This window comes from Deinococcus sonorensis KR-87 (genome assembly GCF_040256395.1).
GTDB classification, from domain to species: domain Bacteria; phylum Deinococcota; class Deinococci; order Deinococcales; family Deinococcaceae; genus Deinococcus; species Deinococcus sonorensis.
The window spans coordinates 2283044-2309246 of the sequence record NZ_CP158299.1; the positions used below are offsets into that span (position 1 = coordinate 2283044).

Consider the following 26203-nt stretch of genomic DNA (forward strand, 5'->3'; position numbering starts at 1 on the left):
CGCTTCCACTACCCTGGAGCCATGAAGCTCTATACCAGGACAGGGGATGCCGGACTGACCGGTCTCTACGGAAGCGACCGGGTCAGCAAGGGCCACGTGCGGGTGGAAGCCTACGGCACGGTGGACGAACTCAACAGCCTGCTGGGGCTGGCGCGCGCGCACAACACCCGCTCACACCGGCCGGACCCGGAGCTGGACACCGATCTGGAGTACCTGCAGAATGCGCTCTTCGATCTGGGCGCCGATCTGGCCACCCGCAGCGAGAGCCCCTACAGCAAGAACATCGCCCGGCTGGACGAGCAGGACGTGGCGCACCTGGAAGCGATGATCGACCGCTACCAGGAGGGCGTGCCGCCGCTGACGCAGTTCATTCACCCGGGCGGGACGCCGGCGGCGGCCAGCCTGCAGGTGGCGCGGGCCGTGGCGCGGCGGGCCGAGCGTGACGTGATCCGGCTGGCCGAGCAGGAGACGGTCAATCTGCAGGCCCAGGTGTACCTGAACCGCGTCTCGGACCTGCTGTTCATCATGGCCCGCGCGGTCAACCTGCGCGCCGGCATCGCGGAGGAGGAGTGGCAGGTCAAGAAGCGCCGCTGAGCGGCCGGCGCTACTCGTCGGCCTTCAGGAAGCTGAGGATGCCCCGGGCGATGGCCACCGCCACCCGGTCCCGGTAGGCCGGCTGCGCCAGCCGGGCCCCCTCGGCCGGGTTGCTGCCGAACCCGATCTCAGTCAGGATGGCCGGCACGGTCGGGTTGCGGATCACGTAGAAGGCGTCGCTGTGGACACCGCGGTTCACGGCGGAGGTGCTCCCGATCAGCGCGCTCTGGACCGAGCGGGCCAGGTTGGCGCTGAACGCCAGCTTGGCCTGGGACAGCAGGTCGCCCACCAGATTCTGGGCGGTGCTGCTGGCCTGCCGGGTCAGGGTTTCGCCCACGTTGCCGCCGCCGTTCTCCGAGACGGCCAGCGAGCGGTTGCTGCTCCCCAGCGAACTGCCGAAGTAGTACGTCTCGATGCCCTGGGCGGCGCTGTTGCCGGCATTGACGTGAATGCTGATGTAGGCGTTCACGGTGCCAGCCTTGGCCAGCCGCGAGCGCATCTCCAGGTCGGTCTGCTTGTCTCTGGACAGCTGGGTGTCGCGGTCGCGGGTCATGATGACCTTCACACCGTGGGCTTCCAGGTACGCGCGGACCCGCAGGCCTACGTCCAGCGTCACCTGCTTCTCGGTGACCCAGGTGCTGGCCATGCCCGAATCCACCCCGCCGTGCCCCGGATCGATCACGACCGTCAGGCGCGGCTTCTGGGCGGTGCTGGCCGGCTTGACGGTGGCGGTGGTCGGCGGGCGGGTGGCGACCGGGGCGCGGGAGGCGGCCGGCAGGTCAATCACCAGGCGGTTTGGCTGACCGGCGGCCGCCGGATAGATCTGGGCCGACACCGGCTGCTGCGCTGTGGCGAGCGTCAGGCTCACGGCCTTGCCCTGGATGGCGTAGCGGGTGGCCGGGCCCGAGAGCGTGCCCTGCTCCGCTTTCAGGGCCACGCTCAGCTGCACCGTCACGGTGCTGCCGCTGCGGGTGGTGGACAGGCTGGAGGCGGCGGGCAGGTCAAAGACCAGCCGGGTATAGCCGTCGTGCGTGCCGACGCGGGGAGCCGCCTGGGCAAGCCCACTCAGCAGCAGCAAGAGAACAAAGAGACGTTTCACCTGCCGGAAGTGTACTCCGGACACCGCCGGATGCCATGAGACCGCGTCTGGGCGCACCTGACCGGCCCCTGACCCGCGTCCTCACGCGGCTGTGCTGGCAGCCTGTAGGGTACGGTCATGCGTATGCGCCGAGTGCTGGCCCTCCTGACCCTCACCTCCCTGACCCTGCTGCCCGCGCAGGCCGCCACCTTCGGGGGCTTTCAGATCACCGCGCGCGGCGAGCAGCGGATGGACCTCGGCACCGGCCGCACCGAGCTGCCGCAGGGCGGCACCGCCGTGGACGCTGCCTCCGGCCTGACGCTGGACGCCGCACAGATCAGCTACCTGTCCGGGCAGAACCTGACGGCCAGCCACGTGACGCTGCACACCCGCGAGGGGGGCACGCTCAGCGCCGACACGCTGAGCTACGACCAGCGCAGCGGCCTGATCGAGGCCAGCGGCCACCTGACCTATTCGGACCGGGAGATCCGGCAGCTGAGCGCCGCGCAGGTCCGGCTGGACCTGAAGGCTGGGATCCTGACGGCGCTGGGCGGCGTCAGGGCGCAGACGCCCACCCTCTCGGCCAGCCGGGTGGTGGCGCGACAGGGGGGCGCCCAGGTGCTGCTCAGCGGGCCGTACCTGCTGAGCTTCAAAGGGGGGCGCTACCAGAACCCCCGCGCTGACGGGCTGCTGCTGATCAGCGGGAGCAAGGCGGTCAAGCCAGACGCCCAGGCGCTCGCCCCGTTCCGGCCGTACCTGAAGTAGCAGCCCTAACGTCGGCTGGCGAGGACTGCCGGCCCGGGGCGATGGCCCTCGTCGCCGGCTTTCAACACCTCGGCCACCGCCGCGTTGATCCAGGCGAAGGCGGCGGCGGTGTTGTGCATGGTGTAACTCTGGTCGGCGCCGTGCTGCATGAAGGTGTAGACCACGTGCTCGCCGGTCGGGGTCTCGAAGTAGCCGGTGTACGTCAGCAGCCGCCAGCCATTGCCGCCCTTGCCGCCGAAGTAGCGGATGGGCGCCCGCAGCCGCGACCGGCCAAAGCCGGTGGCCATCACCTCGCGCTGCAGGGCCGCCCCCTGGGCACTCAGGCCCGGCCGCAGGAACTCCTGCGCGATCAGCTGGGCGAACTCGTAGGGCGTGCTGACGTTCTGGGTACCCAGATCCGTCTCGGGGGCGTAGCGGTGGTCGAAGTAATCGTCCAGTCGCAGTTGCAGCCGGTCGGAGCGCAGCTGTTGGGCGTCCTGATCCATCTTTTCGGCCGCCTGCAGCAGGTCCGGGCCGCGCAGCCGGGCGAAGGTGGCCGGGCCGGGGAAGCGGGGAGACAGGCCCGCCTGCGCCGTCCACCAGGTTTTGGTGGGCAGGATCAGGCGGGTGTGGCACAGGTTCAGCCGCTCCGGAATCGCCTGCACGCTGGCCAGCCCGGCGCGGCGGTGCAGGATGTCGGTGGCGGTGTTGTCCGAGTTGTGGATCATGCGACCAGCCAGCGTCCGCACGTCGCTGTGGTCGTGCGGGTAGTTGCCCAGGCTCTGGTTGGCGGTCGTCACGTCGAAGCGTTCGGAGAGTTTCACCTGCCCGGCATCCACCTGCTTCAGCAGTGCCCACAGCACCGCCTGCTTGTAGCTGCTGGCCAGCGGAAACACCTGATCCGGCGCCTGCGCCACCGCGCGCAGCGGTTTGAGCGTCAGCGGGTCGATGACCGCCACGTACAGGCCCAGCCGCCCGGACAGCCGGCTGGGAGCTGCCGGGGCGGCGGCGGTGGGCGGCGCGCCCGCACAGCGGACGGGAGGTACGGCGGCTTGGTCCGTGGGCGGACTGGCCGGGTGTGGCCTCAGGGACCAGCCGAGCGCCAGCGCGGCGGCCAGCAGCACATAGCGCCCCTTGCGGCGCAGCAGGCGGGGAGGCAGCAGCCGCACCGGCTCAGGCCTGCACCGGCTCCAGCGCCAGCCCGTACGTTCCCGGACCGGCGTGGGTGGCGATCACGGCACCGAACTTGTGGTTGCCGAAATCCTCGAAGTCCTGGCCCTGCAGGCTGGCGCGCAGTTCCTCCAGGGTGGTCTCGCCACCGTCGGTGCAGATGAAACTGATGCGGGTGCGGCCGTGCTGCCGGATGTAGTCGCGGGCATACTGGCTGATCTCCGAGAGCGCCTTCTTGGCCCCACGCACCCGGCCCGCCGCCTCCACCCGGCCGCCCTGCACCGCGAGGATCGGCTTGATGTTCAGCAAGCCGCCCAGCAGCGCGGCGGCCCCGCCGATGCGGCCGTTCATCCGCAGGAAGTCCAGCGTCTCCACCGTAAAGCGGATGTGCGCGTGCCGCTGCAGCCGCTCCAGCTCCGAGACGATCTCGGCCATGGGCCGGCCCTCGGCGGCGCGCTGCTGGGCGCGGATCGCCTGCATGCCCAGGCCCATTGCGACCGTATGGGTGTCCATGACGGTCACCCGGCCGCCGAAGTCCTGGGCCGCCAGCCGGGCGCTGCCCACCGTGCCGGACAGCTGCCCGCTGATGTGCAGGCTCAGCACCTCGTCGGCCGACTGCAGCGCCTGCTCGTAGGCCGCTGCAAACTCGGCCGGGCTCGGCTGGCTGGTGGACGGCGTCTTCTTGCCTTCGCGCAGGCCCTTGAACAGGTCGGCGGGCGTGATCTCCAGGCCGTCCTTGTACATCTGGCCGCCGAACAGCACGTACAGCGGCACGGACACGATGCCGTACTGGTGTTGCTCCTCCAGCGTCAGGTCACTGGTGGAGTCGGTCACAATGTTGATCATCTGCGGCCAGTCTAGCAGGGTCGGCGGCGGGTCAGCCGCCGGACGAGGCCGCTTCAAGCGGTCCGTAGATGCGGACCAGATCGCGCTGCAGGATGTCCTGGTGGAACGCCTCGCCCTCCAGCCGCAGCAGCTGAGCCCGGCCCGGCTGCGGCTGCACCAGCGCCCAGGCCACCAGCCGGCCCGGCTGCTCCGAGCCGCCCGCCTGCCGCAGGTGCAGATTCTTGCCCGGCTGCACCAGGGCCCGCACCTCGTCCGGCACCAGCACCCACACGTCGTCCTGCTCGGTCACGCCGTGGATCTGCTCCGGCACGTCCAGCCGCACCAGTTCGTCCTTCAGCCACGCCACCGTGTCGGCCCGGCCGCCGATGAAGCCCCGGCGCAGCTCCGGGCGCGGGCTGTTCAGCACGATCGGGGCGCTGTTGCGGCGGCTGTACACCCCGCCAGCTGCCTCCACCAGCGCCATCCCGGCCGCGATGTCCCACTCGCTGCGCGGGCTCATGGTGAAGGTGGCGTCGGCCTCGCCGGCCGAGATGCGCGCCAGCTTCAGCGCGATGCTCCCGCTGGGTTTCATGTGCGGCAGCGGGTAGCGGTGCAGCTCACGCTCGTGCTCCGAGTCCGAGACGGCAATCACGCTGTCCTGGGGCGCGCGGTCACTGAAGCCGCTCGGCTGCCCGTTCTTCCACACGCCCTGGCCCACGATGCCGCTGAACAGCTCATCCTTCTCGGGGGCCAGCACCACGCCCAGCATGGCCTGCCCGTTCACGCTCAGCCCGATGGACACGCAGTAGTCCGGGGTGCCGTCCACGTACTCCTTGGTGCCGTCAATCGGGTCAATGATCCACACGCGCTCGCGGCTCAGGCGCTCGTCGGTGTCGAGCAGTTCCTCGCTCAGGATGCCGTCGTCCGGGAAGGCCTCGCGCAGCCCGGCCACGATCAGTTCGCTGGCCTCCCGGTCGGCCACCGTCACCGGGTCCTCGGCGCTGGTCTTGAGTTCCACGTCGAAGCCGGTGCGGCGGTAGTGCAGCAGAATCTGGGCGGCCTCGCGGGCCAGCTGTTCGGCCACGTCGCGCTCGTGCTGATAGGGAAGAGAAGTCATCGGCGCCCAGTGTAGCGGCTGGGCGTGTCTAGCTTCCGTGTTGCGCCCGGCCCCGCTCAGCCGGTACACTCGGCCCCATGCACGCGGCTTCGCTGAATGCCAATGATGACGATTCCCGATAGGGGACGCCATGCCGTGTACCGCGCCCCCGCCCCCACCCGGAGCGGGGGCGTTCCCGTTTCTCACCAAGGAGCTGCCCCCATGACCACGCCGTCCGAACAGCAAGCCCCCCCGGCCCAGGCCACCCTGCCCCGCACCCTCACCCGCGACCTGGGCCAGCACGACGGCCAGCGGGTGCGCCTGCAGGGCTTCCTGCACGCCCGCCGCGACCTGGGCGGCGTGCAGTTCGCCGTGCTGCGCGACGTGTCCGGCATCGCGCAGGCGGTGGGGTCCGGCCTGAGCCTGCCGCTCACCGAGAGCAGCATCGAGATCGTGGGGACCGTCAAGGCGCACCCCAAGGCCCCGGGCGGGTATGAAGTGCAGATTGAGGACTTCCGGGTGCTGTCGGCAGCCAGGGAGCCGGCCCCGGTCGAGATTCCCAAGATGGAGTGGAACGTCAACCCCGAGACGATGCTGGACTACCGCTACGTGTCGGTGCGCGGCCTGAAGGAGCGGGCGGCGCTGCGGGTGCAGGCGCAGATCGTGCGGGCCTTCCACGAGCACCTCGACGCGGAGGGATTCACCGAGATCAGCACGCCCAAGATCGTGTCGGCGGGGGCCGAGGGCGGCGCGAACCTCTTTAAGCTCGACTACTTCGGCGAGCAGGCGTACCTGGCCCAGAGCCCGCAGCTGTACAAGCAGATCATGGTGGGCGTGTTCGAGCGCGTGTATGAGGTGGCCCCGGTGTACCGCGCCGAGGAGCACGCCACCAGCCGTCACCTCAACGAATACCTGTCGCTGGACGTGGAGATGGGCTTCATCGAGTCGGAAGAGGACGTGATGAACCTGCAAAACCGGCTGCTCGCCAGCATCATGGGCCGGCTGCGCGAGCGCTGCTCCGCCGAGTTCGCGCTGCTGGGCGCCACCATTCCCGACGTGCCGGCGCACATTCCGCGCATTCCGCTGCTGGAAGCCCGCGCGCTGGTGACTGAGAAGTTCGGCCACACGGTGGGCGGCAAGGACCTGGACCCGGAGGCGGAGCGGCTGCTCAGCCAGCACTACGCCGAGACCGAGGGCAGCGACTGGGTGTTCGTGACCAAGTACCCCAAGGCCGCCCGGCCCTTCTACGCCTACCCGGAAGGCGACGTGACCCGCGGCTATGACCTGCTGTTCCGCGGCATCGAGATCACCTCCGGCGGGCAGCGCATCAACGAGTACGACATGCTGATGCAGAGCATCCGGGACTACCGGCTGAATCCCGAGTCGCTGGCCGGCTACAGCGAGGTGTTCAAGTTCGGCATGCCGCCGCACGGCGGATTTGCTATCGGGGCCGAGCGCCTGACCGCCAAGCTGCTGGGCATCCAGAACGTGCGCTATGCCCGCGCCTTCCCGCGCGACCGCCACCGCCTGACCCCGTAAGGCGCACAGACGAGGCGGGCGGCCCACCGTGGGCCGCCCGCCTCACTTCACACCGGAGCCTGCACCTTCAGGCGGGTCTGAAGCTCCTCCCACTCCACCGCCGTCTGGCGGCCCGCCTCGAACTCTGCCTGCAGCTCAGCGTGCAGCCGCCGCACCTCCGGGTCAGTCTTGGGCCGCTCCTCACCGGTGTGCTGCCGGATCAGGAAGATCAGCCCGGCCAGCCCGCTGTCGCGGGTGAGCGAGACTTCCAGCGGCCGGCCCAGCAGCTTCGGCACGTCGAAGGGGGCGTACATCGGCCAGAACTTGTTGAGCCCGTCGGCGTGGATGCCGGCCCGGGTGCGGTGCGCGTCGCGACCGTACAGCGGGTAGCTGGCCGGCACACCCGCCCCCAGGTCGGCGTACAGGGCCGCCAGCTCATTCAGGACCGTGAAGTCCGGCTGGCCGGTCAGCACCTCCATGCCGCTCAGGTGCAGCAGCACCGCCTCCAGCGGCACGTTGCCGCTGCGTTCCCCCTTGCCCAGCAGGGTGCCGTTGATGACCGCGCAGCCCGCCATCACGGCCGAGAGGCTGTTCCAGACCGCCAGGTGCGTGTCGTTGTGCGGATGGAACTCAAGCTCGTCCGGCTGCAGCCCCAGCGCCCGCAGCTCGCGGATCATGCCCGGCACGCTGCGCGGCCACGCCACCTCCTCCAGCGGCAGGCCCAGGCCCAGCGTGTCGCACACCCGGAACTTGGGTCGCAGGCTGTGCGCCTCGCAGCGGCGCAGTACCTCCTCAATCAGCGGCAGGATGAACTCACGCGGGGCGCGGGTGGCGTCCTCCAGGTGCAGGCGGGGACGCAGGCCCGCGTCCAGCACCGCCGACACGGCGTCCAGGTAGGTGCGGGCCGCCGCGTCCCGGCCCCCCGGCTGGAATTTGTAGAAGGTGTGGTAATCGCTGGCCGAGGCGAGCATGCCGGTTTCCCGTACGCCCAGCTGTGCGACCAGGGCGGCGTCCTGGCGGGTGGCCCGGATCCAGGTGGTGGGCTCGATGGGGCTGCCACTCTGGTACCGCTCCAGGGCGCCCTCCAGCATGGCCCGATCGCGGGCGCGGTACACGAAGAACTCGGCCTGCCGGATGCTGCCGCTTTCGCCCGTGAAGCGGCACATCAGGTCGTAGATGTGCAGGCCCTGCTCGGTCGTCAGCGGGAGGCCGCCCTGCTGCCCGTCGCGGTGGGTGGTCTCGGTGGTCCAGGCCGTGACCGGCAGGGTGGCCGGGCGTTTCGTCCAGACGAAGCGGGGGAAGCGGTCGGGCGGAAAGGCGTCCGGATACAGCTCCGGCGATTTAGGTTCCGGGTGGGTCATGCCCTAACGCTAGACCTGTGAATCAATGTGGTCAATCTTGATTGATCCGTCAATGTTAGGGTGAGGGATGACCGATCATCCAGACGCCACCCTGTCCGCCGAGGAGGCAGCCCAGCGGCTTGGGGTGAGCCGCGCTACCCTGTATGCCTACGTGAGCCGAGGGCTGGTGCGCAGTGAGCCGGGGCAGGGGCGCAGCCGCGAACGGCGCTACCGGCGCAGCGACATCGAAGGCCTGGAACGCCGGCGCGAGGAGCGGCGCGATCCGGCCGGAACCGCCCAGGCCGCCCTGGACATGACCGCCGAAGGGTGGGGCACGCCCCTGCTGTCCAGCGCCCTGTGCCGCATCGAGGACGGCCAGCTGAGCTACCGGGGCCAGCCTATCGAGCGGCTGGTGGCCTCAGTCACCGTGGAGCAGATGGCGGGCCTGCTCTGGACGGGGCAGCCTGAGGCCTGGACGCAGCCCGCCCTTCGCGCCCGGCTGGCCCCGCTGCCGCTGCTGCACGGCGGCACGCTCCTGGAAGCCTTCGCTCACGCGCTGGCGAGCGCCGCTGCCCGCGAACCAACCGCCCTGGACCAGCGCGTCCAGACGCTCCCGCAGCGGGCGGCCCGCACGCTTCACCTGCTCTACGCCGTGACGGAGCGGCTGGCGGGCCGCCCGCCGGCCCCGGACCTGCCGCTGCACCAGCGGCTGGCCCGCGCCTGGGACCTCGGGCCGCATGCCGACCTGCTGCGGCGGGCGCTGGTGGTCGTGGCCGAGCACGAACTCAACGTCTCGGCATTCACGGCCCGCACCGTGGCGAGCAGTGGGGCCAGCCTGCCGCACGTGACCCTGGCCGCCCTGTGCGCGTTTCAGGGGCCGCGACATGGACTGGCCACCCTGCAGGCCCGCGCCCTGCTCACCGGCACCCTGGACCTGGGGGCCCAGCCCGCCCTGACCCGGCACCTGCAGCTGTCCGGACATCCGGCCGGCTTCGGGCACCGGCTGTACCCGGCCGGCGACCCCCGGGCCCGGCTGCTGCTGGAGGCCCTGCCGGAGGGGGCGGTGCAGCGCTCCGCCCGAGCGCTGGAAGCCACCGCCTACGCTGAGCTGAACGAACGCCCCAACCTCGACCTGGGGCTGGCCGCGCTGGGGCTGGCCCTGAACCTCAGCGAGGACCAGACGCTGGCGCTGTTCGTGCTGGGCCGCACGGTCGGCTGGCTGGCGCACGCGCTGGAGACGGTGCAAAGCGGCCAGTTCATTCGGCCCCGCGCGCGGTACGTCGGGCCCTGACGGCCGGCCGCTTGACCGGATCTTCAGACGGCCGGACTTCCTGCAGTCTGATGCGGGCGGTTCTGGAACCATGCCCGCATGAGTCAGGACGACCGGAAGTACACGAAGCCGGCGCTGCGGCAACGGCTCAAGGACGAGATCGAGGCCGGCGACCGTGGCGGACGGCCCGGGCAGTGGTCGGCGCGCAAAAGTCAGCTGCTGGCGCGCGAATACGAGCAGGCCGGCGGGGGCTACCACGGCGCGAAGGACGAGGCCGCCCACCACCTCGACCGCTGGACCGAGCAGGACTGGCAGACCGAAGACGGCAAGGGGAAGGCTGAAGACAGCCACCACATGCACCGTTACCTGCCGAAAGCCGTCTGGGACCGGCTCACCGACGCGCAGAAACGCGAGGCGGAGGAGAGCAAGGCCAGGGCCAAAGGTCAGCATGTCGAGTGGCCCGAGGCGGTGCGCCGGGCGATGCAGGCGGTCAAGGGGGGGCAGGAACCCACCCGGCAGGCGCTGTACGAGCAGGCGAAGCGGCTGGACGTCCCGGGCCGCAGCCGCATGAGCAAGGCCGAATTGCAACGGGCGGTGAAGCAGGCGGAGTAGAGAGCCGGCGGCCATCGCTTACACTGCCGGGCATGGAAACCTTCGCCAGCTTTCGGGTGGGTGGTCAACGGGTGTACGGCATGCTGCACGTACCGGACACCGAGCGGCCAGCCCACGGCTTTCCCAGCGTCCTGATGCTGCACGGCTTCACGGGGCAGCGGGTGGAGCCGCACCGGCTGTTCGTGCTGTTCTCCCGGTATCTGGCTCAGCTGGGCGTGGCCAGCCTGCGCATTGACTTCCGGGGCAGCGGCGAGTCGGAGGGCGACTTCTCCGAGATGACCGTGAGCCGGGAGGTGGAGGACGCGGTGGCCGCCTTCGAGTACCTCAGGGACCAGCCGGACATCGACCCGGAGCGGGCCATGCTGCACGGCTTCTCGATGGGCGGCATGGTGGCCGCCCTCGCCAGCCCGCAGGTGAGGCCGCACCGACTGGCGCTGTGGGCGCCCGCGCTGCCGGAGCTGTGGCTGCGCTACCTGAAGGGCGGCTTCGTGCCGCCGGTCATCACCGACCAGGGCGGCTGGCCGCTGGGCCGCGACTTCCTGCTGGAGATGCCGAGGCTGCAGCCGCTGGAGGCCGCACAACGCTGGGGCGGCGTGGCGCGGGTCTTCCACGGCGACCAGGACGAGGCCGTGCCGCCAGAGGTGGGCGTGCGGTATGCCCGCGCGCTCGGCTGCGACGCGGTGGGCATTCCCGGCGCCAGCCACACCTTCGACAGCCTGGACGCGGTGGACATGCTGTACCGCGAGACGGCCCGCTTCCTGACCGGCCAGTGATCCGGGCGGCGGTGCTGGCCGACGTGCCCCGGATGGTCCGGCACCGCTATCCCGGCGAGGCCGGTGATCACCTGAATGGGTATGCCGACTGGCTGTGCGACGCCCTGCCGGACGGCCGCTATCACGGCTGGCTGGCCGAGCGCTCCGGGCAGGTGATCGGGGGAGTGGGGCTGGTGAGGCTGGAGTGGGGACCCACCCGGCAGGACCCGAGCCCGTTCCGGGGCCGCGTCGTGAACATGTACGTGGAGGTGGAGGCGCGGCGTCAGGGTGTGGCCCGCGCCCTGCTGGCCACGGTGATCCAGGCGGCCCCCACGCTGGGGCTCTCAACCCTCAGTGTGGGGACCACGGTGCTGGCGCGTCCGCTCTACCGTGAACTTGGATTCGCCGGAGTCGCCACCGAGATGCTGCTGCGACTGCCCGGCTGAAGCGGCGTGGTATGCGCGCTGAAGTGCTGCTCCAGCGTCTCGCGCAGGTCCAGCAGCAGCGGGTCGCGGCGCACCCGCGGCCGGACCGCGGGCACCGGGGCGGCCTGGGCAATCCGGCCCCCCTCCAGCACCACCACCCGGTCGGAGAGCAGCAGCGCCTCGTCAATGTCGTGCGTCACCAGCACCGCCGTGAAGTTCAGCTCCTGCCACAGTCGCTCCAGCAGGCGGTGCATGCCGGCGCGGGTCAGGGCGTCCAGTGCGCCGAACGGCTCGTCAAGCAGCAGCAGGTCCGGGCGGTGGGCCAGGGCGCGGGCCAGCGCCACCCGCTGCCGCTGCCCGCCGGACAGCTGGGCCGGGTAATCTCGCTCGCGGTCACCCAGCCCCACCTCGGCCAGCACCTCCCGGGCATGGTCGTGGGCGTTCCGGCCCAGCCCCAGCGTCACGTTGTCCAGCACATTCAGCCAGGGGAGCAGCCGGTCTTCCTGGAACATCACCCGCACCCGCGACGGCGCCGGCAGCTGAACCTCGCCGCCCGCCGGCGCCTGCAGTCCGGCCAGCACGCGCAGCAGGGTGGTCTTGCCGCCGCCGCTGGCCCCGATCAGGCTCACCAGTTCGCCCGGCGCGGCGCTGAAGTTCAGGTTGTCCAGCACGGTGCGGGCGCCGAACCGGACGCTCAGGTGACGGACGTCGATCGGAACGCTCATGCCTGCCCTCCGGTGCGCCACGGCAGCCAGCGGTGTTCCAGGACCCGCACCAGACTGTCGGCCGCCTTGCCGATCAGCGCGTAGATCACGATGGCCAGCACGATGATGTCGGTCCGGAAGAACTCGCGGGCATCCATCGCCAGGAACCCGATGCCCTGGCTCGCCCCGAACGACTCGCTCACCACCAGGGCCAGCCAGCTGATGCCCAGGGCGTAGCGCAGCCCCACCAGCACGCTCGGCAGGGCGCCGGGCAGCACGATGCGCCGGAACTGCTCGGCGGGCTTCACGCCGTACACGCGGCCCATCTCCAGCAGGCGCGGGTCGATACCGCGCACGCCGTGCAGCGTGTTGATGTACACCGGGAAGAAGGTGGCCAGCGCGATCAGGAAGATCTTGCCCGCCTCCCCGATGCCGAACCACACGATGACCAGCGGAATCAGCGCCAGGCTCGGCACGGTGCGGATCATCTGGATGCTGGAGTCGGTGAGCAGGTACGGCAGCCGCAGCGTGCCGTTCACGATGCCCACCGAGAACCCCAGCCCCGCCCCGATGGCCACGCCCACCGCCGCCCGCTTCAGGCTGGCCAGGAAATGCCCTTCCAGCTGCCCGTTCTGGATCAGGGTCCAGAAGGCCGTGAGCACCGCCCCGGGCGCGGGCAGCACCCGGGCGTTCAGCCAGCCGAGGCTGCTGGCCAGCTGCCACACGGCCAGCAGCAGCACCGGAATCAGCCAGCGCACCAGCCCGTCCGACCAGCCGGTGCGGAGGCGGGGCACGAGCGGACGCGCCCGGCGGGTCTGGACCACCTCACTCGAAACCGTCACTTGTTGCCTCCCGATACCTTCAGGGCGTCCAGACCCTGGAACTTCGGCAGGCTGGCGTAGGTGTTCGTGCCGAGCTTCGGCGCACTGGGCAGCACCCCGATGTCGGCGAAGGCGTTGCCGAGCTGCTGGAGCGGGCGGTTGTCCAGCGCCGTGAAGCTGCGGATGTTGAACGGCAGGCTCTTCTTCACCGTCACGCTCAGCACCGACTTCGGAATGCCCAGGTCGGCGCTCAGCTGGTCCACCACCGCCGCCTCGTTGTGGTTGGCCCACCCGGCGGTGTCGTACAGCGCGTTGAGCAGATACTGCAGCGCCCGCTTCTTTTCCGGGTCCTTCAGCACCCGGCTGTTGGTCAGGTAGTAGCCGTTGCTGAGGGGCAGGCCCGTATGGTCCCGCAGCACCCGCGCCTGGGTGCCCTGCAGGGCGACGGTCAGGTACGGGTCCCAGATGGCCCACGCGTCGATGTTGCCGCCCTCGAAGGCGGGGCGGGCGTCGGGAGGCAGCAGCGGCACCACCTGCACGTCGCTCAGCTTCAGGCCGGCAGCTTTCAGGGCGTTGTACAGGAAGTAGTGGGCGCTGGAGCCGCGCGCCACCCCGATCCGCTTGCCCTTCAGGTCGGCCACCGTCTTGATGCTGGACCCGGGCGGGACCAGAATCGCCTCGCCCTTGTCGCTGTGCGACTGGGTCACGGCCACATACTTCAGGTCGGCGCCGCCCGCCAGCGCGAACACCCCCGGCGCGTCGCCCACGCCACCAAAATCCACGGCCCCGGCACTGGTGGCCTCCAGCAGCGGCGGGCCGGCGGTGAAGAGGCTCCAGGTGAAGGTGATGCCCTGGGCCTTGGCCGCGTCCAGGATGCCGCGGGCCTTGAGCAGGGCCGGCAGCCCGCCCTTCTGGTAGCCGATGTTGAAGTTGACGGCGGACGCGCTGGTCAGGGTGAGCAGCGAGGCGGTGAGCAGGGTGGACACGAGGGGTCTGGGCATGGCAGGACTCCGTTTCTGGGGTAGGGGTGACCGGCTGGACGCGCGGCAGCGCTCCAGAGGTGTGGGTTGAGAGAGGGCGGCGCGGCCACCCCCTCAGGCACTTCAGATCGAGGTGAAGCGGCCCAGCCGCTGGCCTTCCAGGGCGGCGGCCTGCTGCTCGTGCGCCTGGCGCGGCTGCAGCAGCGGGCTGTGCTTGCCCAGCACCGGGAACAGCAGTTCGGCGGTGCGGTACGCCTCCTCCAGGTGCGGGTAGCCGCTCAGCACGAAGGTGTCCACCCCCAGCGCCTGGTACTCGCGCAGGGCGGCGGCCACGTTCTCCGGGTTGCCCACAAAGGCGGTTCCGGCGCCGCCGCGCAGCAGGCCCACGCCCGCCCACAGGTTGCGGCCGATCCGCAGGCTGTCGCGCGAGCCGCCGTGCAGGGCGGCCATTCGCCGCTGCCCCACCGAATCCGAGGCGGCGAAGGCTTTCTGGGCCGCCTCGATGGCCTCGGGGCTCACGCCCTCCAGCAGGCGCTCGGCGTCGGCCCAGGCTTCCTCCTCCGTTTCGCGGACGATGATGTGCGCCCGCAGCCCGAAGCGCACCTTGCGGCCCCGCCGGGCGGCGGCCGCCCGCACCTCGCCCAGTTTCTCGGCCACCTGGGCGGGGCGCTCGCCCCAGGTCAGGTACACGTCCACGTGCTCTCCGGCCACGTCGAGTGCCTCGGGGCTGCTGCCGCCGAAGTAGATGGGCGGGTAGGGCCGCTGGACGCTCGGCACCAGCGACTTGCCACTGACGACCTGCAGGTGCTGGCCGTCCAGGTTCACTTCCTCACCACTGAACGCCTGCCGGAAGGCGGTGAGCCACTCGTTCGTCAGGGCGTAGCGGTCCTTGTGGTCGAGCGCCAGCCCCTCGAAGTCGCGCTGGCCCGAGCCGGTCACGATGTTCAGGTTGATGCGCCCGTTCGAGATGCGGTCCAGGCTGCTGGTCTGCCGCGCCGCCTGAATCGGCGAGATCAGGCCGGGGCGCAACGCCACCAGGAAGCGCAGCTGACGGGTGATGCTGCTGAGCGCCGAGGCGAGCACCAGCGTGTCCTCGTTGACGCCGCCGGTGGGCAGCAGCACGCCGTCGAACCCCAGCGTGTCGGCGGCCTGCGCCACGCCCGACAGGTAGCTGAAGCTGGCGGGGCGCGAGGGCCGGCCCAGCCGGGCACCGTCACCGCTGGACGGGATGAACCAGTAGATCTGCGGGGTCTGGGCAATCAGGTCGAGTTCACTCATGGCAACACACCTTTCATGACGCGGCGGTGGGCCGGGTCAGGCGAGAGGACCGGAAGTCGGGGCCAGGGTCAGCGGCGCAGAGGACATCGCCGGACAGGCAGCAACACGGGCATGGCGCTCCTTCCTTCGGTTGAATTGTTCAGCGGCTCCGCGTGGGGCGGCCGGATCGGGGAGCTACGAACAACAACACGTCGCGCCAGACATTCGGTCCGGACAGCGGCAGGTCAGGTTGGGTTCGGTCATGGCATCCCCTTCTGGACAGACGAGCAACACCGCGCCTGACGGCGTTCGGTGCACGAAATTCATCTGACAGCCCGGTGAACTGAGCTGCCCGGAGCTTACATAAGATTACAATTTGTGTCAACTATTGGTGTGGCTGATGGGTCCCAGCGACATGGGATGGCATGGACGTGGCCGTCAAGCGGTCCGGCCCCACGTCAGCCGGCCTCCCGCCATCCGGGGCAGGTTCATGCCTACGTCACTTGGCGTACATCAGACCGCAGGAATCCGCTTATGCTGAGTACCAACCATGACCGACGACCTGGCAGTGCGGGTGAGCGGGCTCACCAAGACCTACCGGATTCACGAGAAGGAGCCGGGGCTGCTGGGCAGCCTGCGCAGCTTCACGCACCGGAAGTTCCGTGACGTGAACGCCGTGCAGGACATCAGCTTCAGCCTGCGGCCCGGCGAGATGGTCGGCTTCCTGGGGCCCAACGGTGCGGGCAAGACCACCACCCTGAAGATGCTCTCCGGGCTGCTGCATCCGTCCGGCGGTCAGGTGCTGGTGGACGGCTTTGAGCCGCGCCGCCGCCAGACCGCGTTTCTCAAGGGCATCACGCTGGTGATGGGGCAGAAGCAGCAGCTGGTCTGGGACCTGCCGGCCTACGACAGCTTCCTGGTCAATCAGGCGATCTACGAGATTCCGGAAGCGCAGTTTCAGGCCACCATGCGCGAGTACGCCGAAGTGCTGGACCTCGAGCCGATCCTGCGCAAGCAGGTCCGCAAGCTCAGCCTGGGCGAGCGCATGAAGTGCGAGCTGGCCGCCGCCCTGCTGCACCGCCCGCGCGTGCTGTTCCTGGACGAGCCGACCATCGGGCTGGACGTGAACATGCAGGTGGCGGTGCGCGACTTCGTTCGGCTGTACAACGAGCGGTATCAGGCGACCGTGATGCTCACCAGCCACTACATGGCCGACGTGACAGCGCTGGCCAGCCGCATCCTGGTCATCGACGCCGGGCGGCTGGTCTTCGACGGCGACCTGAACGCGCTGATCGAGCGCGGCAGCCCCGACAAGACGGTGCGCCTGCAGCTGTCGCGGCCCGCCACCGAAGCCCAGCTGGCGCGGTACGGTCGGGTGCTGCGGCTGGACGGGCTGGACGCCGACCTGCAGATTCCGCGCGCCCACGTGAGCGCCCGCGCCGCCGCCCTGCTGCGCGAACTGGAGGTGGCCGACCTGACGGTGGAGGACCCGCCCATCGAGCAGGTGATCGGGCAGCTGTTCGGGCACGGCCGGACGGAGGTGGTGCATGGCCCGTAGCCGCCTCGTAACACCGGTCTCGCTGGTCAAGGCGCGCGTGCTGCTCGCTAACGGCTTTGCCAGCATGACCGCCTACCGGGCCGAGATCATCATCTGGATGCTGTCCGGCACCCTGGCGCTGGTGATGATGCTGATCTGGATGGCCCAGGCCTCCCGGGCAGCCGGCGGTGAGATCGGCGGGTACAACGGCCAGGATTTTGCCAGCTACTTCCTGAGCGTGTGGGTGACCGGGCAGCTGCTGGTGGCCTGGGTCGCCTGGGAGCTGGACTTCCAGATCCGCCAGGGCACGCTGTCGCCGCAGCTGCTGCGCCCGCTGGACCCGCTGTGGGTGCACTACTTCCATCATCTGGCCGAGCGAATCGTGCGGCTGCCGTTCATGGTGTTGCTGGTGGCGCTGTTCGCGTGGCTGACCGGCGCCCATTTCAGCAGCAACCCGCTGGACTACCTGATCTTTCTGGTGCTCGCGATGGTCGGCTTCACCATGCGCTTCCTCTGGGAGTACTGCACCGGCCTGCTCGCGTTCTGGATGGAATCGTCCACGGCGCTCAGCGAGCTGAACTGGCTGCTGTATGCCGCCCTGGGCGGATTCTTCGCGCCGCTGAGCTTCTACCCGCCGCTGGTGCAGGACATCGCCCGCTGGACCCCCTTCCCGTACATGGTGGGGCTGCCGGCTCAGCTGCTGGCCGGCAAGGCCACGCTGGCCCAGGCCAGCTGGGGTCTGCTGGTGCTGGCCGGCTGGACGGTCGCCTTCTGGCTGCTGCGCGCGTGGATGTGGCGCTCCGGGCTGCGGCGCTACGGGGCGGTGGGCGCGTGAGGCGCTACCTGCGGGTCACGCGGGTGTTTCTGGCCGCGACCCTGTCGGCGGGCCTGGAATACCGCATCAACTTCGTGGCAGCGCTGCTCAGCTCGCTGGGTAACTCGGCCGTGGCGCTGCTGGGCCTGAGCCTGTTCTACTCACGCTCCGGCGGCGGCACGCTCGGCGGCTGGAGTTACCCGCAGGCGCTGCTGGTGGTGGGCTTCTTCATGCTGGCGCAGGGCTTTATCAGCGTGGTGCTGCAGCCGAACCTCAACAAGATCGCGGAGGCGATCCGCACCGGCACCATGGACTTCACGCTGCTCAAGCCCATCGACGCGCAGTGGAGCGTCTCGACCCGCAACCTGAACCTGCTGCGGCTGGGCGACGTGCTGGTGGGGGTGGCCATCCTGATCTGGGCGCTGCTCCAGCTGGACGGGGTGCGGCTGGGCGGCGTGCTGCTCTCCGCGCTGCTGTTCTTCTGCGCGCTGATGTCGGTGTACAGCGTGTGGTTTATGCTCTCCACCACGGCGTTCTGGCTGGTCAAGACCGAGAACATCACCGAACTGTTCAACGGCGTGTTCGGGGCGGCCCGCTTTCCGGTGGCCGCCTTTCCGGCCCCGGTGCAGCTGGCGCTGACCTTCGTGATTCCGGTGGCCTTCGTGACCACCGTTCCGGCCCAGGCCGTGACCGGCAGCCTGTCGCCCACTCTGGGCCTGCTGGCCCCGCTGATCGCCCTGCTGCTGTTCCTGGGCAGCCGGCTGTTCTGGCGGCACGCGCTCGCCAGCTACACCTCGGCCAGCAGCTGAGGGCCGGGGGAAGGTTGAATACGCTCTGTCTGATCGCCTGCGGTCAGCCGGGTCAGTAAGCGCAGCGTCACGCGGGGCCGGTAAGCCGACGCTCAAGCCGTTCAGCTGGCCGGCCTCGTGGCACGCGCTGTTCATCGTGATCGCCGCACCCCGTCCCCTTACGCTGGCCGCGCGTGTGCTTCCTACAGCACCAGGACGCCGGTGTGTTTGACCTTGCCCTCCGGCTCCACGTGGATGGTCACCACCGCGCCCTCCACGTCGTGCTGGAGCTGGTCCTCGATGCGGTCACAGATCACGTGCGCCTGCTCCACCTCCATGTGGCCCGGCACCACCAGATGGAATTCAATGAAGGTGACGTTACCCGCCAGCCGGGTCCGCAGGTCATGCGCCTCGATGGCCCCTTCCGCGTGCGTGCTGATGGTCTCGCGGATGCGGGCCACCACCTCGCTGGGGGCGGCCTCGTCCATCAGGCCGTTCACGCTGTCGCGCATCAGGCCCCAGCCGGACCACAGGATGTTCAGCGACACCAGCACCGCGATCACCGGGTCCAGCACCGTCCAGCCGGTCACGGCCACCAGCGCCACGCCCAGCAGCACGCCGCCGGACGTGAACACGTCGGTGTACAGGTGCTTGCCGTCGGCCAGCAGGGCGGGGGAGCGGTGGGTGCGGCCCGCCCGGGTCAGCACCGCGGCCCACACCAGGTTGATGACCGACGCCCCACCGTTGATCAGCAGGCCCAGCACCGGCGCCTGAAGTTCGGCCGGGTGTCGGAAGTTGCTGTAGGCCTCCCGCAGGATGGACAGGGCCGCCAGCAGAATCAGCACCCCCTCCACCACCGCGCTGAAGTACTCGGCCTTGGTGTGCCCGTACGGATGATTGGCGTCGGCGGGCTTGGCGCTGACCTGCAGGGCGATGTAGGCGGCCACCGCCGCCGCCACGTTGATGATGCTCTCCAGCGCGTCGGAGTACAGCGCCACGCTGCCAGTGAGCAGGTACGCCAGAAATTTCAGTCCCAGGACCAGCAGGCCGAAGACGATGCTCCAGAGCGCCAGTCGAACGGTACGGTTCACAGCTTCACCTCAGGGCTGGGAGGGGCGAACGTCCAGCGCAGCCCACAGGCTAGCATCCGGGCCCGCAGAAGCTATACCTCGACGGGCGGCGGCGTGCTGGGCCGGGCGCTCAGGGTCACGCCCGCCGAAGCGGCCATCACGCAGACGATCGCCACCCACTGCAGGCCCCTCAGCTGCTCTCCCAGGAACACCAGCCCGATGACCGCCGCCAGCGCCGGCTCCAGACTCATCAGCACCCCGAACACCCGGGCCGGCAGCACCCGCAGAGCGCCCATCTCCAGCGAGTAGGGCAGGGCGCTGCTCAGCACCGCCACCCCCACGGCAGTCGCCAGCACGCCCAGGCTCAGGTGGCTCCACGCGCCGCTGGCGGACCCGCTGACCAGCCCGAACGGCAGGGTGACGAGGGCGGCGAGGCCCATGCCCACCGCCACGCCCTGCGGCCCCGGGAAGCGCTGGGCCACCCGCTGCCCGGCCAGGATGTAGCCGGCCCAGCACACCCCGGCAAACAGCGCCAGCAGCACGCCCAGCAGGTCCAGGCCCGAGGTGTGCCCCGGCCACGGCACGATCAAGAGCAGCCCGGCGGCGGCCAGGGCCACCCAGGCAAAGTCCTGGGCCCGGCGCGACGACAGGACCGCCACCCCCAACGGCCCCACGAACTCCAGCGTCACGGTCAGGCCCAGCGGAATGCGCTGCAGCGCCAGGTAATAGCTGAGGTTCATCAGGCCCAGGGCCACGCCGTACGGCAACAGGGCCCGCCAGTGGGTGCGGTGCAGGTGCTGCAGCCGGGGCCGCCACACCACGCCCAGGATCAGCGCCGCGAACAGCACCCGCAGGCTGGTGACGGCCATCGGTCCCAGCAGCGGAAACAGCGTCTTGGCGAGCGCCGCGCCGCCCTGGATGCTGACGGCGGCCAGCAGCAGCGACGGCACCGGCGGCAGGGTCAGGGAGCGGGGAGAGCGGCTGGAGGTGGTGGGCAGGCCGGGCACGCCCACCACTGTAGCGGCTGCAACAGCAATCCGGCCCTGAGCGTGAACTCAGGGCCGGACGGTGACTGCTCAGTCAACGTGGCTTACGCCCACTTGATCAGGCCCAGCTCGAACTCGTTGCCCAGGCCCTCCTTGGTCGGCATCATCCGCACGCCGATGCTGTACAGACCGCTGTCCTCCAGCGGAATGCTCGCCTCATAGCGGCCCTGGCCCCGGCTCTCCAGCGGCACCCGGCTGAGCGTTTCGCCGCGCTTCAGGACCGCCTCCACCCGCAGCTCACCGTCGGCGATACCGGCCGGGTTCACCTGGGCCGCCACCGTCACCTGCTCACCCGGCTGCACGCTGGCCGGCAGCTGGGCGCTGGCCTGCAGGCTGGTGTGCGGCCACTGCTGGCGGATCCAGGCCTTCCAGCCGCCCAGGTTGCGGGCCAGCTGGGCGCCGTCCGCCTCCACCTCGTCGTGGCGGGTGTTCAGGGTCAGGTAGTAGTTACGGGTGTAGTCAATGACCTGCCGCTGCATGCTGAATTCCGGGTTCACCGTGATGATCGCCTGCCGCACCGTGTCCAGCCAGCCATGGTTCTGCCCCTGGGCGTCGCGGCGGTAGTACAGCGGCACGATCTGCTCCTCCAGCGTGCGGTACAGGCTGAAGCTGTCGGCGTCGTCCTGCACGTTCAGGTCGGCGTACTCGCGCTCGTCCCCGATCGGCCAGCCGTTCTTGCCGTCGTAGCCTTCGCGCCACCAGCCGTCCAGCACGCTGAAGTTCGGCGCGCCGTTGAAGCTGGCCTTCATGCCGCTGGTGCCGGAGGCTTCCAGCGGGCGGCGCGGGTTGTTCATCCACACGTCCACGCCCTGCACGAGGTGACGGGCCACGTTCATGTCGTAGTTCTCCAGGATCACGATCTTGCCCTGGAACTCCGGCTCCTGCGACACCCGGTAGATCTCCTGGATGAAGGCCTTGCCGGGGTTGTCGGCCGGGTGCGCCTTGCCGGCGAACACGAACTGCACCGGGCGCTCCGGATTATTCACGATCCGCGACAGGCGGGCCTTGTCGCGGAACAGCAGGGTGGCGCGCTTGTAGGTGGCGAAGCGGCGGGCAAACCCGATGGTCAGGGCGTCCGGGCTCAGCACCTGCTCGGCGGCGGCCACGTCCGAGGCGCTGGCCCCGTTGCGTTCCAGCTGCTCCTTGAGCCGCGAGCGCACGAAGCTGATCATCTCGGTCTTGAGGGTGTGCTGGGTGCGGGCCAGTTCCGCGTCCGGGATCTCCCGGATGGCCTGCCACATGGCCTTGTCCTCCAGCCGCTCGGTCCAGTCCTGCGGCAGCACGGTGCTGTACAGGTCGCGGAACGGCTGGGCCAGGAAGGTCAGGTTGTGGGCGCCGTTGGTCACGTGCCCGATCGGCACCTCATCCTGCTCGGCGCCGGGGTACAGGAAGTTCCACAGCCCGCGCGACACCTCGCCGTGCAGTTCCGAGACGCCGTTGGCCGCGCGGCTCATGCGCAGCGCGAACACGCTCATGCTGAAGCTCGGCACCCAGCGGTTGTCCCAGAACTGTTCCTGGCGCGCCAGCTCGTACAGCTCGTCGCGGGTGGTGGACAGCTGGGCGGCCCACTCGCCCAGGTAGCGGTCGGTCAGGTCGTAGGCATAGGCGTCGTTGCCGGCCGGAACCGGTGTGTGCGTGGTGAACAGGGTGGCGCTGGCCACCGCCTCGGTGGCGGCCCGGAAGTCCAGGCCCGCGGCCACCCGCTCGCGGATGCGCTCCAGCGCCATGAAGGCCGCGTGGCCCTCGTTCATGTGGTACACGCTGGCCGGCACGTTCAGCGCGCGCAGCGCCCGCACCCCGCCGATGCCCAGCAGCAGGTACTGCTGGATGCGCAGCTCCTGGTTGCCGCCGTACAGCCGGGCCGTCAGCTTGCGGTCGTCCTCGCTGTTCTCCGGCACGTCGCTGTCGAGCAGCAGCACCCGGATGCGCCCCACCTGCAGCTGCCACACCCGCAGTGCCACGTCGCGCCCGGCCACCCGCACGCTCACGCGCGCCTCGTCGCCCGACGCGGTGCGGGCCGGACGGATCGGCAGGGTGGTCAGGTCCAGCTCGTCGTAGCGTTCCTGCTGCCAGCCGTCCTTGTTGAACAGCTGGGTGAAGTAGCCCTGGCGGAACAGCATGCCCACCGCCGTGAACGGCAGCCCCAGGTCCGAGGCGCTCTTGCAGTGGTCGCCGGCCAGCACGCCCAGGCCGCCCGAATAGATCGGCAGGCACTCGTGAAAGGCGTACTCCATGCTGAAATAGGCCACGCCGCCCTGCTGCAGCGAGGCCGCGTTGCGGCTGGCCCAGGTGTCCGTCAGGCCCATGTAGGCATCAAAATCCGCCAGCACCGCACGGTAGCGCTCCAGGTAGGCGGGGTCCGCTGCAACCTCGGCCATCCGCTCGGCCGGAACCTCCAGCAGGGTCCGCACCGGGTTGCGTTGGAAGCGCTCCCAAATTACCGGATCCAGTTCCGAGTACAGCTCCTGAGCCCTGGGGGTCCATGACCAGTACAGGTTGTAGGCCAGCTCTTCCAGACGGGCCACAGCCTGGGGCAGGCGCGGCAGCACGGTGACTTTCCCGATAACATTCATCCTTGCCAGCTTACACCACCGTTCACCTTCGGCACATTCTGGGAGTGGGGGCATACGGGCGGGTCACCGTGCAAGCGTGTACGCTGAGCCATGTCCCTCCAGAACATCACGCTGCTGGTGGCCGATGTGGAACGCTCGCGCCGCTTCTACCAGGAGGCGTTCGGGTTGAGCGAGTCGGGCCGCAGCGCGCCCGGCATGGCGCTGCTCAACGCTGGCGGGGTCACGCTGCTGCTGCAGCCGGCCGGGGCCAGTGCCGCGCCGGTCACGCCGGGCGGGGTGGAACTGGGATTCGCGGTGCCGGACATCGCCCAGGCGCGCGAGCGACTGGCCCGGCTGGGGGTGTGGGTGGGCGAGGGCCAACGGATGGGCTGGGGCGAGGGCTTCGACGCCCGCGACCCGGACGGCCACGCCCTGACGGTGTATCACCAGTTCGGGGACCACAGGTGACGACCCTGGCATTGCTGGTGCGTCAGACGCAAGGCATGCGTCAGACGCTGCTGACGTTCCTGTCCACCCTCCCGCCGGACCTGCTCCGCGAGCGGCGGCCCGGCTTCGGGCAGGGCAGCATCCTGGAGACCCTGACCCATGTCGCAGACTGCTACGGCGGCTGGACCAGCGAGGTCCTGATGGAGGAACCCTGGGCTTTCGCAGAGGGTGTGGAGCCCACCCTGGACGCCCTGCGCACGCGCTTTGAACGGGTGGACGCCCTGCTCGCACGGGCCTTGCAGAGCACCCGGCTGGAGGCGGGCGAGTGGACCCACACCACCCGGCAGGGAGACGCCCTGCTGGTGTCGGGGCCGTGGCTGCTGCTGCACCCGCTGACCCATGAGTTTCACCACAAGGGGCAGGTGGTGGCGCTGGCCCGCGTGCTGGGCCATCCAGTGCCGCCGGACGTGGACCTGGACCTGCCCCCGCCCGGCGGCTGGGGCGGCTAGCCGCTCGGTCTTGACCGCTTCTTGGTGAATGGTCGGCCACGCGGCGACCATTCTCTAGCCTGAAGCCATGCGAATTGTGGTGGTGGGCGGCGTGGCGGCGGGCATGAGCGCGGCCTCGCGGGCGAAGCGGCACGACCCCTCCTCGGAGGTGGTGGTGTTCGAGCGCACCGAGTGGATCAGCTACGGAGCCTGCGGCCTGCCGTATGTGCTGGGCGGGCAGGTGGACGACTTTGCCGCGCTGGAGGCCCGCACCCCGGCCCAGATGCGGGCGCGCGGCATCGGGGTGCGGCTGCGCCACGAGGTGATGGGCGTGGACCCGGTGGCCCGCACCCTCACGGTGCGCGATCTGGCATCCGGGCGCACCGGCCAGGAGCCCTACGATCAGCTGCTGCTCGCCACCGGCGTCAGCCCGGTGCGACCTCCCTGGGCCAACATGGACGCGGCGGGCGTGCACGTGCTGCGGGAAATTCCGGACGGGCAGGCGATCGAGGCGACCCTACAGGGCGGGGCGCGGCGGGCCGCCATCATCGGCGGCGGGTACATCGGGCTGGAGATGGCCGAGGCGCTGCGGGCGCGCGGACTGAGCGTGGTGCTGCTGGAGCAGTTGCCGGACCTGGCGGGGCGGATGCTCGACCCGGAGGCGCGCCAGCAGATCCGGGCCGAGGTGGAGCGGCAGGGGGTGGACGTCCGGACCGGCGTGACGGTGGAGGGCCTGACCGCCCGGGCCGGTCGCGTGACGGGCGTGCAGACCGACGCCGGACTGGTGCGGGCGGATCTGGTGCTGGTGGCGGTGGGCGTGCGGCCCAATGTGGCGCTGGCGAAGATGGCGGGCGTCCGGCTGGGCCGCAGCGGGGCCATTCACACCGACGCGCGGCAGCGGACCACGGTGGATGGCGTCTGGGCCGCTGGCGACAACACCGAGAGCGTCCACCGGGTCAGCCGGCGGCGGGTGCATGTGCCGCTGGGGCTGGCCGCCAACCGGATGGGCCGGGTGGCCGGCATCAACATGGCCGGCGGCGACGCGCGCTTTCCCGGCATCGTGGGCACGGCCATCTTCAAGGTCTTTGACCTGTCGGTGGCGCGCACCGGCCTGAGTGCCGAGGACACGGCGGCCCTGGGGCTGGACGCGGTGCAGGTGGATGTGAGCAGCTCGGACCACGCCGGGTACTACCGGGACGCCTGCCCGATCCAGGTGCGCCTGCGGGCCGAACGCGGCACGGGCCGGTTACTGGGCGCCCAGCTGCTGGGCCACGGCGACGCGGTGAAGCGGGTGGACGTGGTGGCCACGCTGCTGCATGGCCGGGGCCGGGTGCAGGACCTCGCCGAGCTGGACTTGGCCTACGCGCCGCCCTTCAGCACCGTCTGGGACGTGCTGCTGGTGGCGGCCGGGCGGCTCACGGCGCTGATCTAGCTACGGGGTGGTTTTCTTCGGCGGCCACACCGGCCCTGTCAGGATGCTCAGCCGCGCCTCCGGCTGCCCGTAGATCGCCCCGATCACGTCTCCCCGGTGCGCCGCGAACCAGCGCTGCAGGGCCGGACTCTTCGGGAAGATCTGGGTCTGCAGCAGCCGCTCGGCCTCCACGCCCCGGCCCGCCAGCAGCATGTTGTCCAGGTAGCCGGAGGCGCTGGCGGCCAGCCCTTCCAGGCCCTCCAGCGTGGGGTCGGCGAGGTTGTTGCGCAGCCGTTCAAGGTTGCGCGCCGCCTCCTGCGCCGGCACATAGGGGTACGCGCGGGTGCGGTCCGCCAGTCGCACCCCGTCCCAGCCGAGCACCGCCTGCATGCCGGGGCTGCCCGCAAAACTCCAGTCGTAGTACGCCAGATTGTCCAGGCCCACAATGATCTCGCGGGTGCCGTCGCCGTTCAGGTCCGCGAAGCGCGCCCCGTAGTTGGTTCCGTTCAGCACCCCGAGATTCTCCAGCGCCCCCTGGTCCTGGGTGTACATCAGGTAGGTGAAGCAGCAGTGCGCGCCGCCGGAGTAGGCGGTCACCACGAGTTCCGGCTGGCCGCCGGGCCGCAGCGGCTGCAGCTCGGCCTGCACGTCCCACTCCGATACCGTCAGCACCGTTCTGGTGCCGTCCCGCAGGGTGAGCCGCGCCGTTCCGGTGCCATCGTCCGGCGAGGGTCGGGGTGTGAACTGCAGGGTGTAGCGGCCCCAGTGGGTCAGGGGGGCCGGGGCCGCCGGCTGGGCCAGCGACAGAGGGGCCAGGAGCAGCGCTGTCAGGGCCGCGAGGCGGGCGAGCGTCATGTCCTGAGG

At 70.3% G+C, this 26203-nt stretch carries 26 protein-coding genes; 13 read left to right on the top strand and 13 right to left on the bottom strand.

What is annotated here, in order from left to right:
- The first annotated feature begins 21 nt into the window (after positions 1–21).
- A complete protein-coding gene (locus ABOD76_RS16505) occupies positions 22–594 on the top strand; it encodes a cob(I)yrinic acid a,c-diamide adenosyltransferase (protein WP_350243055.1) in 573 nt (190 codons plus the stop codon).
- 10 nt (positions 595–604) lie between these two features.
- Here the strand turns inward: ABOD76_RS16505 and ABOD76_RS16510 are convergent, their stop codons facing one another.
- Positions 605–1693, bottom strand: coding sequence for an N-acetylmuramoyl-L-alanine amidase family protein (locus tag ABOD76_RS16510; protein WP_350243056.1), 1089 nt, complete (start codon positions 1691–1693; stop codon positions 605–607).
- Between the two features lie 117 nt (positions 1694–1810).
- On the opposite strand from ABOD76_RS16510, the gene ABOD76_RS16515 reads away from it, so the two are divergent.
- Positions 1811–2437 (top strand): hypothetical protein, encoded by a 627-nt coding sequence (locus tag ABOD76_RS16515; protein ID WP_350243057.1) that lies wholly within the window; start codon positions 1811–1813, stop codon positions 2435–2437.
- Between the two features lie 5 nt (positions 2438–2442).
- On the opposite strand, the gene ABOD76_RS16520 is transcribed toward ABOD76_RS16515, so the two are convergent.
- The 3 genes from ABOD76_RS16520 to ABOD76_RS16530 are packed head-to-tail and all read right to left on the bottom strand — an operon-like array spanning position 2443 to position 5528.
- A complete protein-coding gene (locus ABOD76_RS16520) occupies positions 2443–3585 on the bottom strand; it encodes a serine hydrolase (protein WP_350243058.1) in 1143 nt (380 codons plus the stop codon).
- A gap of 4 nt (positions 3586–3589) precedes the next feature.
- Positions 3590–4432, bottom strand: a complete 843-nt coding sequence (locus ABOD76_RS16525) for a DegV family protein (RefSeq protein WP_350243059.1) — start codon at positions 4430–4432, stop codon at positions 3590–3592.
- 31 nt (positions 4433–4463) lie between these two features.
- Positions 4464–5528: a 3'(2'),5'-bisphosphate nucleotidase CysQ family protein gene (locus ABOD76_RS16530; RefSeq protein WP_350243060.1), complete on the bottom strand. Its 1065-nt coding sequence runs from the start codon at positions 5526–5528 to the stop codon at positions 4464–4466.
- Between the two features lie 201 nt (positions 5529–5729).
- On the opposite strand from ABOD76_RS16530, the gene aspS reads away from it, so the two are divergent.
- Complete coding sequence (aspS, locus tag ABOD76_RS16535) at positions 5730–7046, top strand: aspartate--tRNA(Asn) ligase (RefSeq protein ID WP_350243061.1); 1317 nt, start codon at positions 5730–5732, stop codon at positions 7044–7046.
- 47 nt (positions 7047–7093) lie between these two features.
- Here aspS and ABOD76_RS16540 read toward each other — a convergent pair whose 3' ends face one another.
- Positions 7094–8386, bottom strand: a complete 1293-nt coding sequence (locus tag ABOD76_RS16540; RefSeq protein WP_350243062.1) for a pyruvate carboxyltransferase — start codon at positions 8384–8386, stop codon at positions 7094–7096.
- 67 nt (positions 8387–8453) lie between these two features.
- Here ABOD76_RS16540 and ABOD76_RS16545 point away from each other — a divergent pair, with 67 nt between their 5' ends.
- The 4 genes from ABOD76_RS16545 to ABOD76_RS16560 all read left to right on the top strand — a co-directional run bounded on the left by ABOD76_RS16545 (position 8454) and on the right by ABOD76_RS16560 (position 11445).
- Entirely contained in the window at positions 8454–9656 is a 1203-nt protein-coding gene (locus tag ABOD76_RS16545; protein ID WP_350243063.1) for a citrate synthase family protein, read from the top strand.
- 78 nt (positions 9657–9734) lie between these two features.
- The gene (locus tag ABOD76_RS16550; protein WP_350243064.1) at positions 9735–10247 is read left to right on the top strand and encodes a hypothetical protein; all 513 of its coding nucleotides are present in this window, start codon (positions 9735–9737) and stop codon (positions 10245–10247) included.
- Positions 10248–10279: 32 nt separating this feature from the next.
- The gene (locus ABOD76_RS16555; protein WP_350243065.1) at positions 10280–11020 is read left to right on the top strand and encodes an alpha/beta hydrolase family protein; all 741 of its coding nucleotides are present in this window, start codon (positions 10280–10282) and stop codon (positions 11018–11020) included.
- On the top strand, positions 11017–11445 hold the full coding sequence (locus ABOD76_RS16560; protein WP_350243066.1) for a GNAT family N-acetyltransferase: 429 nt from the start codon (positions 11017–11019) through the stop codon (positions 11443–11445). Before ABOD76_RS16555 ends, ABOD76_RS16560 begins: the two co-directional genes overlap by 4 nt.
- Here the strand turns inward: ABOD76_RS16560 and ABOD76_RS16565 are convergent.
- From ABOD76_RS16565 to ABOD76_RS16580, 4 genes are all read right to left on the bottom strand, one after another.
- Complete coding sequence (locus tag ABOD76_RS16565; protein ID WP_350243067.1) at positions 11385–12149, bottom strand: ABC transporter ATP-binding protein; 765 nt, start codon at positions 12147–12149, stop codon at positions 11385–11387. The two genes, ABOD76_RS16560 and ABOD76_RS16565, sit on opposite strands and share 61 nt — an antisense overlap.
- Entirely contained in the window at positions 12146–12970 is an 825-nt protein-coding gene (locus ABOD76_RS16570; protein WP_350243068.1) for an ABC transporter permease subunit, read from the bottom strand. The genes ABOD76_RS16565 and ABOD76_RS16570 overlap by 4 nt, the downstream gene beginning before the upstream one ends.
- The gene (locus tag ABOD76_RS16575; protein WP_350243069.1) at positions 12967–13950 is read right to left on the bottom strand and encodes an aliphatic sulfonate ABC transporter substrate-binding protein; all 984 of its coding nucleotides are present in this window, start codon (positions 13948–13950) and stop codon (positions 12967–12969) included. The genes ABOD76_RS16570 and ABOD76_RS16575 overlap by 4 nt, the downstream gene beginning before the upstream one ends.
- 102 nt (positions 13951–14052) lie before the next feature.
- Positions 14053–15207: an LLM class flavin-dependent oxidoreductase gene (locus tag ABOD76_RS16580; protein ID WP_350243070.1), complete on the bottom strand. Its 1155-nt coding sequence runs from the start codon at positions 15205–15207 to the stop codon at positions 14053–14055.
- A 529-nt stretch (positions 15208–15736) separates the two neighbouring features.
- On the opposite strand from ABOD76_RS16580, the gene ABOD76_RS16585 reads away from it, so the two are divergent.
- Genes ABOD76_RS16585 through ABOD76_RS16595 form a run of 3 tightly spaced genes read left to right on the top strand, consistent with a single transcriptional unit; the run spans position 15737 to position 18346 of the window.
- Positions 15737–16744, top strand: coding sequence for an ABC transporter ATP-binding protein (locus ABOD76_RS16585; RefSeq protein ID WP_350243071.1), 1008 nt, complete (start codon positions 15737–15739; stop codon positions 16742–16744).
- Complete coding sequence (locus ABOD76_RS16590; protein ID WP_350243072.1) at positions 16734–17558, top strand: ABC transporter permease; 825 nt, start codon at positions 16734–16736, stop codon at positions 17556–17558. Before ABOD76_RS16585 ends, ABOD76_RS16590 begins: the two co-directional genes overlap by 11 nt.
- Positions 17555–18346 carry an ABC transporter permease gene (locus ABOD76_RS16595; protein WP_350243073.1) on the top strand — a complete coding sequence of 264 codons (792 nt, stop codon included), beginning with the start codon at positions 17555–17557 and terminating at the stop codon, positions 18344–18346. Before ABOD76_RS16590 ends, ABOD76_RS16595 begins: the two co-directional genes overlap by 4 nt.
- Before the next feature lie 182 nt (positions 18347–18528).
- Here ABOD76_RS16595 and ABOD76_RS16600 read toward each other — a convergent pair whose 3' ends face one another.
- From ABOD76_RS16600 to glgP, 3 genes are all read right to left on the bottom strand, one after another.
- Positions 18529–19416, bottom strand: a complete 888-nt coding sequence (locus tag ABOD76_RS16600; RefSeq protein ID WP_350243074.1) for a cation diffusion facilitator family transporter — start codon at positions 19414–19416, stop codon at positions 18529–18531.
- Positions 19417–19487: 71 nt separating this feature from the next.
- Positions 19488–20402: an EamA family transporter gene (locus ABOD76_RS16605; protein ID WP_350243075.1), complete on the bottom strand. Its 915-nt coding sequence runs from the start codon at positions 20400–20402 to the stop codon at positions 19488–19490.
- Between the two features lie 83 nt (positions 20403–20485).
- Positions 20486–23014, bottom strand: coding sequence for an alpha-glucan family phosphorylase (gene glgP / locus ABOD76_RS16610; protein WP_350243076.1), 2529 nt, complete (start codon positions 23012–23014; stop codon positions 20486–20488).
- Between the two features lie 90 nt (positions 23015–23104).
- Here glgP and ABOD76_RS16615 point away from each other — a divergent pair, with 90 nt between their 5' ends.
- The 3 genes from ABOD76_RS16615 to ABOD76_RS16625 all read left to right on the top strand — a co-directional run bounded on the left by ABOD76_RS16615 (position 23105) and on the right by ABOD76_RS16625 (position 25360).
- Positions 23105–23461, top strand: a complete 357-nt coding sequence (locus tag ABOD76_RS16615; RefSeq protein ID WP_350243077.1) for a VOC family protein — start codon at positions 23105–23107, stop codon at positions 23459–23461.
- 35 nt (positions 23462–23496) lie between these two features.
- Positions 23497–23949: a DinB family protein gene (locus ABOD76_RS16620; RefSeq protein ID WP_350243078.1), complete on the top strand. Its 453-nt coding sequence runs from the start codon at positions 23497–23499 to the stop codon at positions 23947–23949.
- A gap of 67 nt (positions 23950–24016) precedes the next feature.
- Entirely contained in the window at positions 24017–25360 is a 1344-nt protein-coding gene (locus tag ABOD76_RS16625) for an FAD-dependent oxidoreductase (RefSeq protein ID WP_350243079.1), read from the top strand.
- Here ABOD76_RS16625 and ABOD76_RS16630 read toward each other — a convergent pair whose 3' ends face one another.
- Complete coding sequence (locus tag ABOD76_RS16630; RefSeq protein ID WP_350243080.1) at positions 25361–26194, bottom strand: hypothetical protein; 834 nt, start codon at positions 26192–26194, stop codon at positions 25361–25363.
- Positions 26195–26203 lie beyond the last annotated feature (9 nt).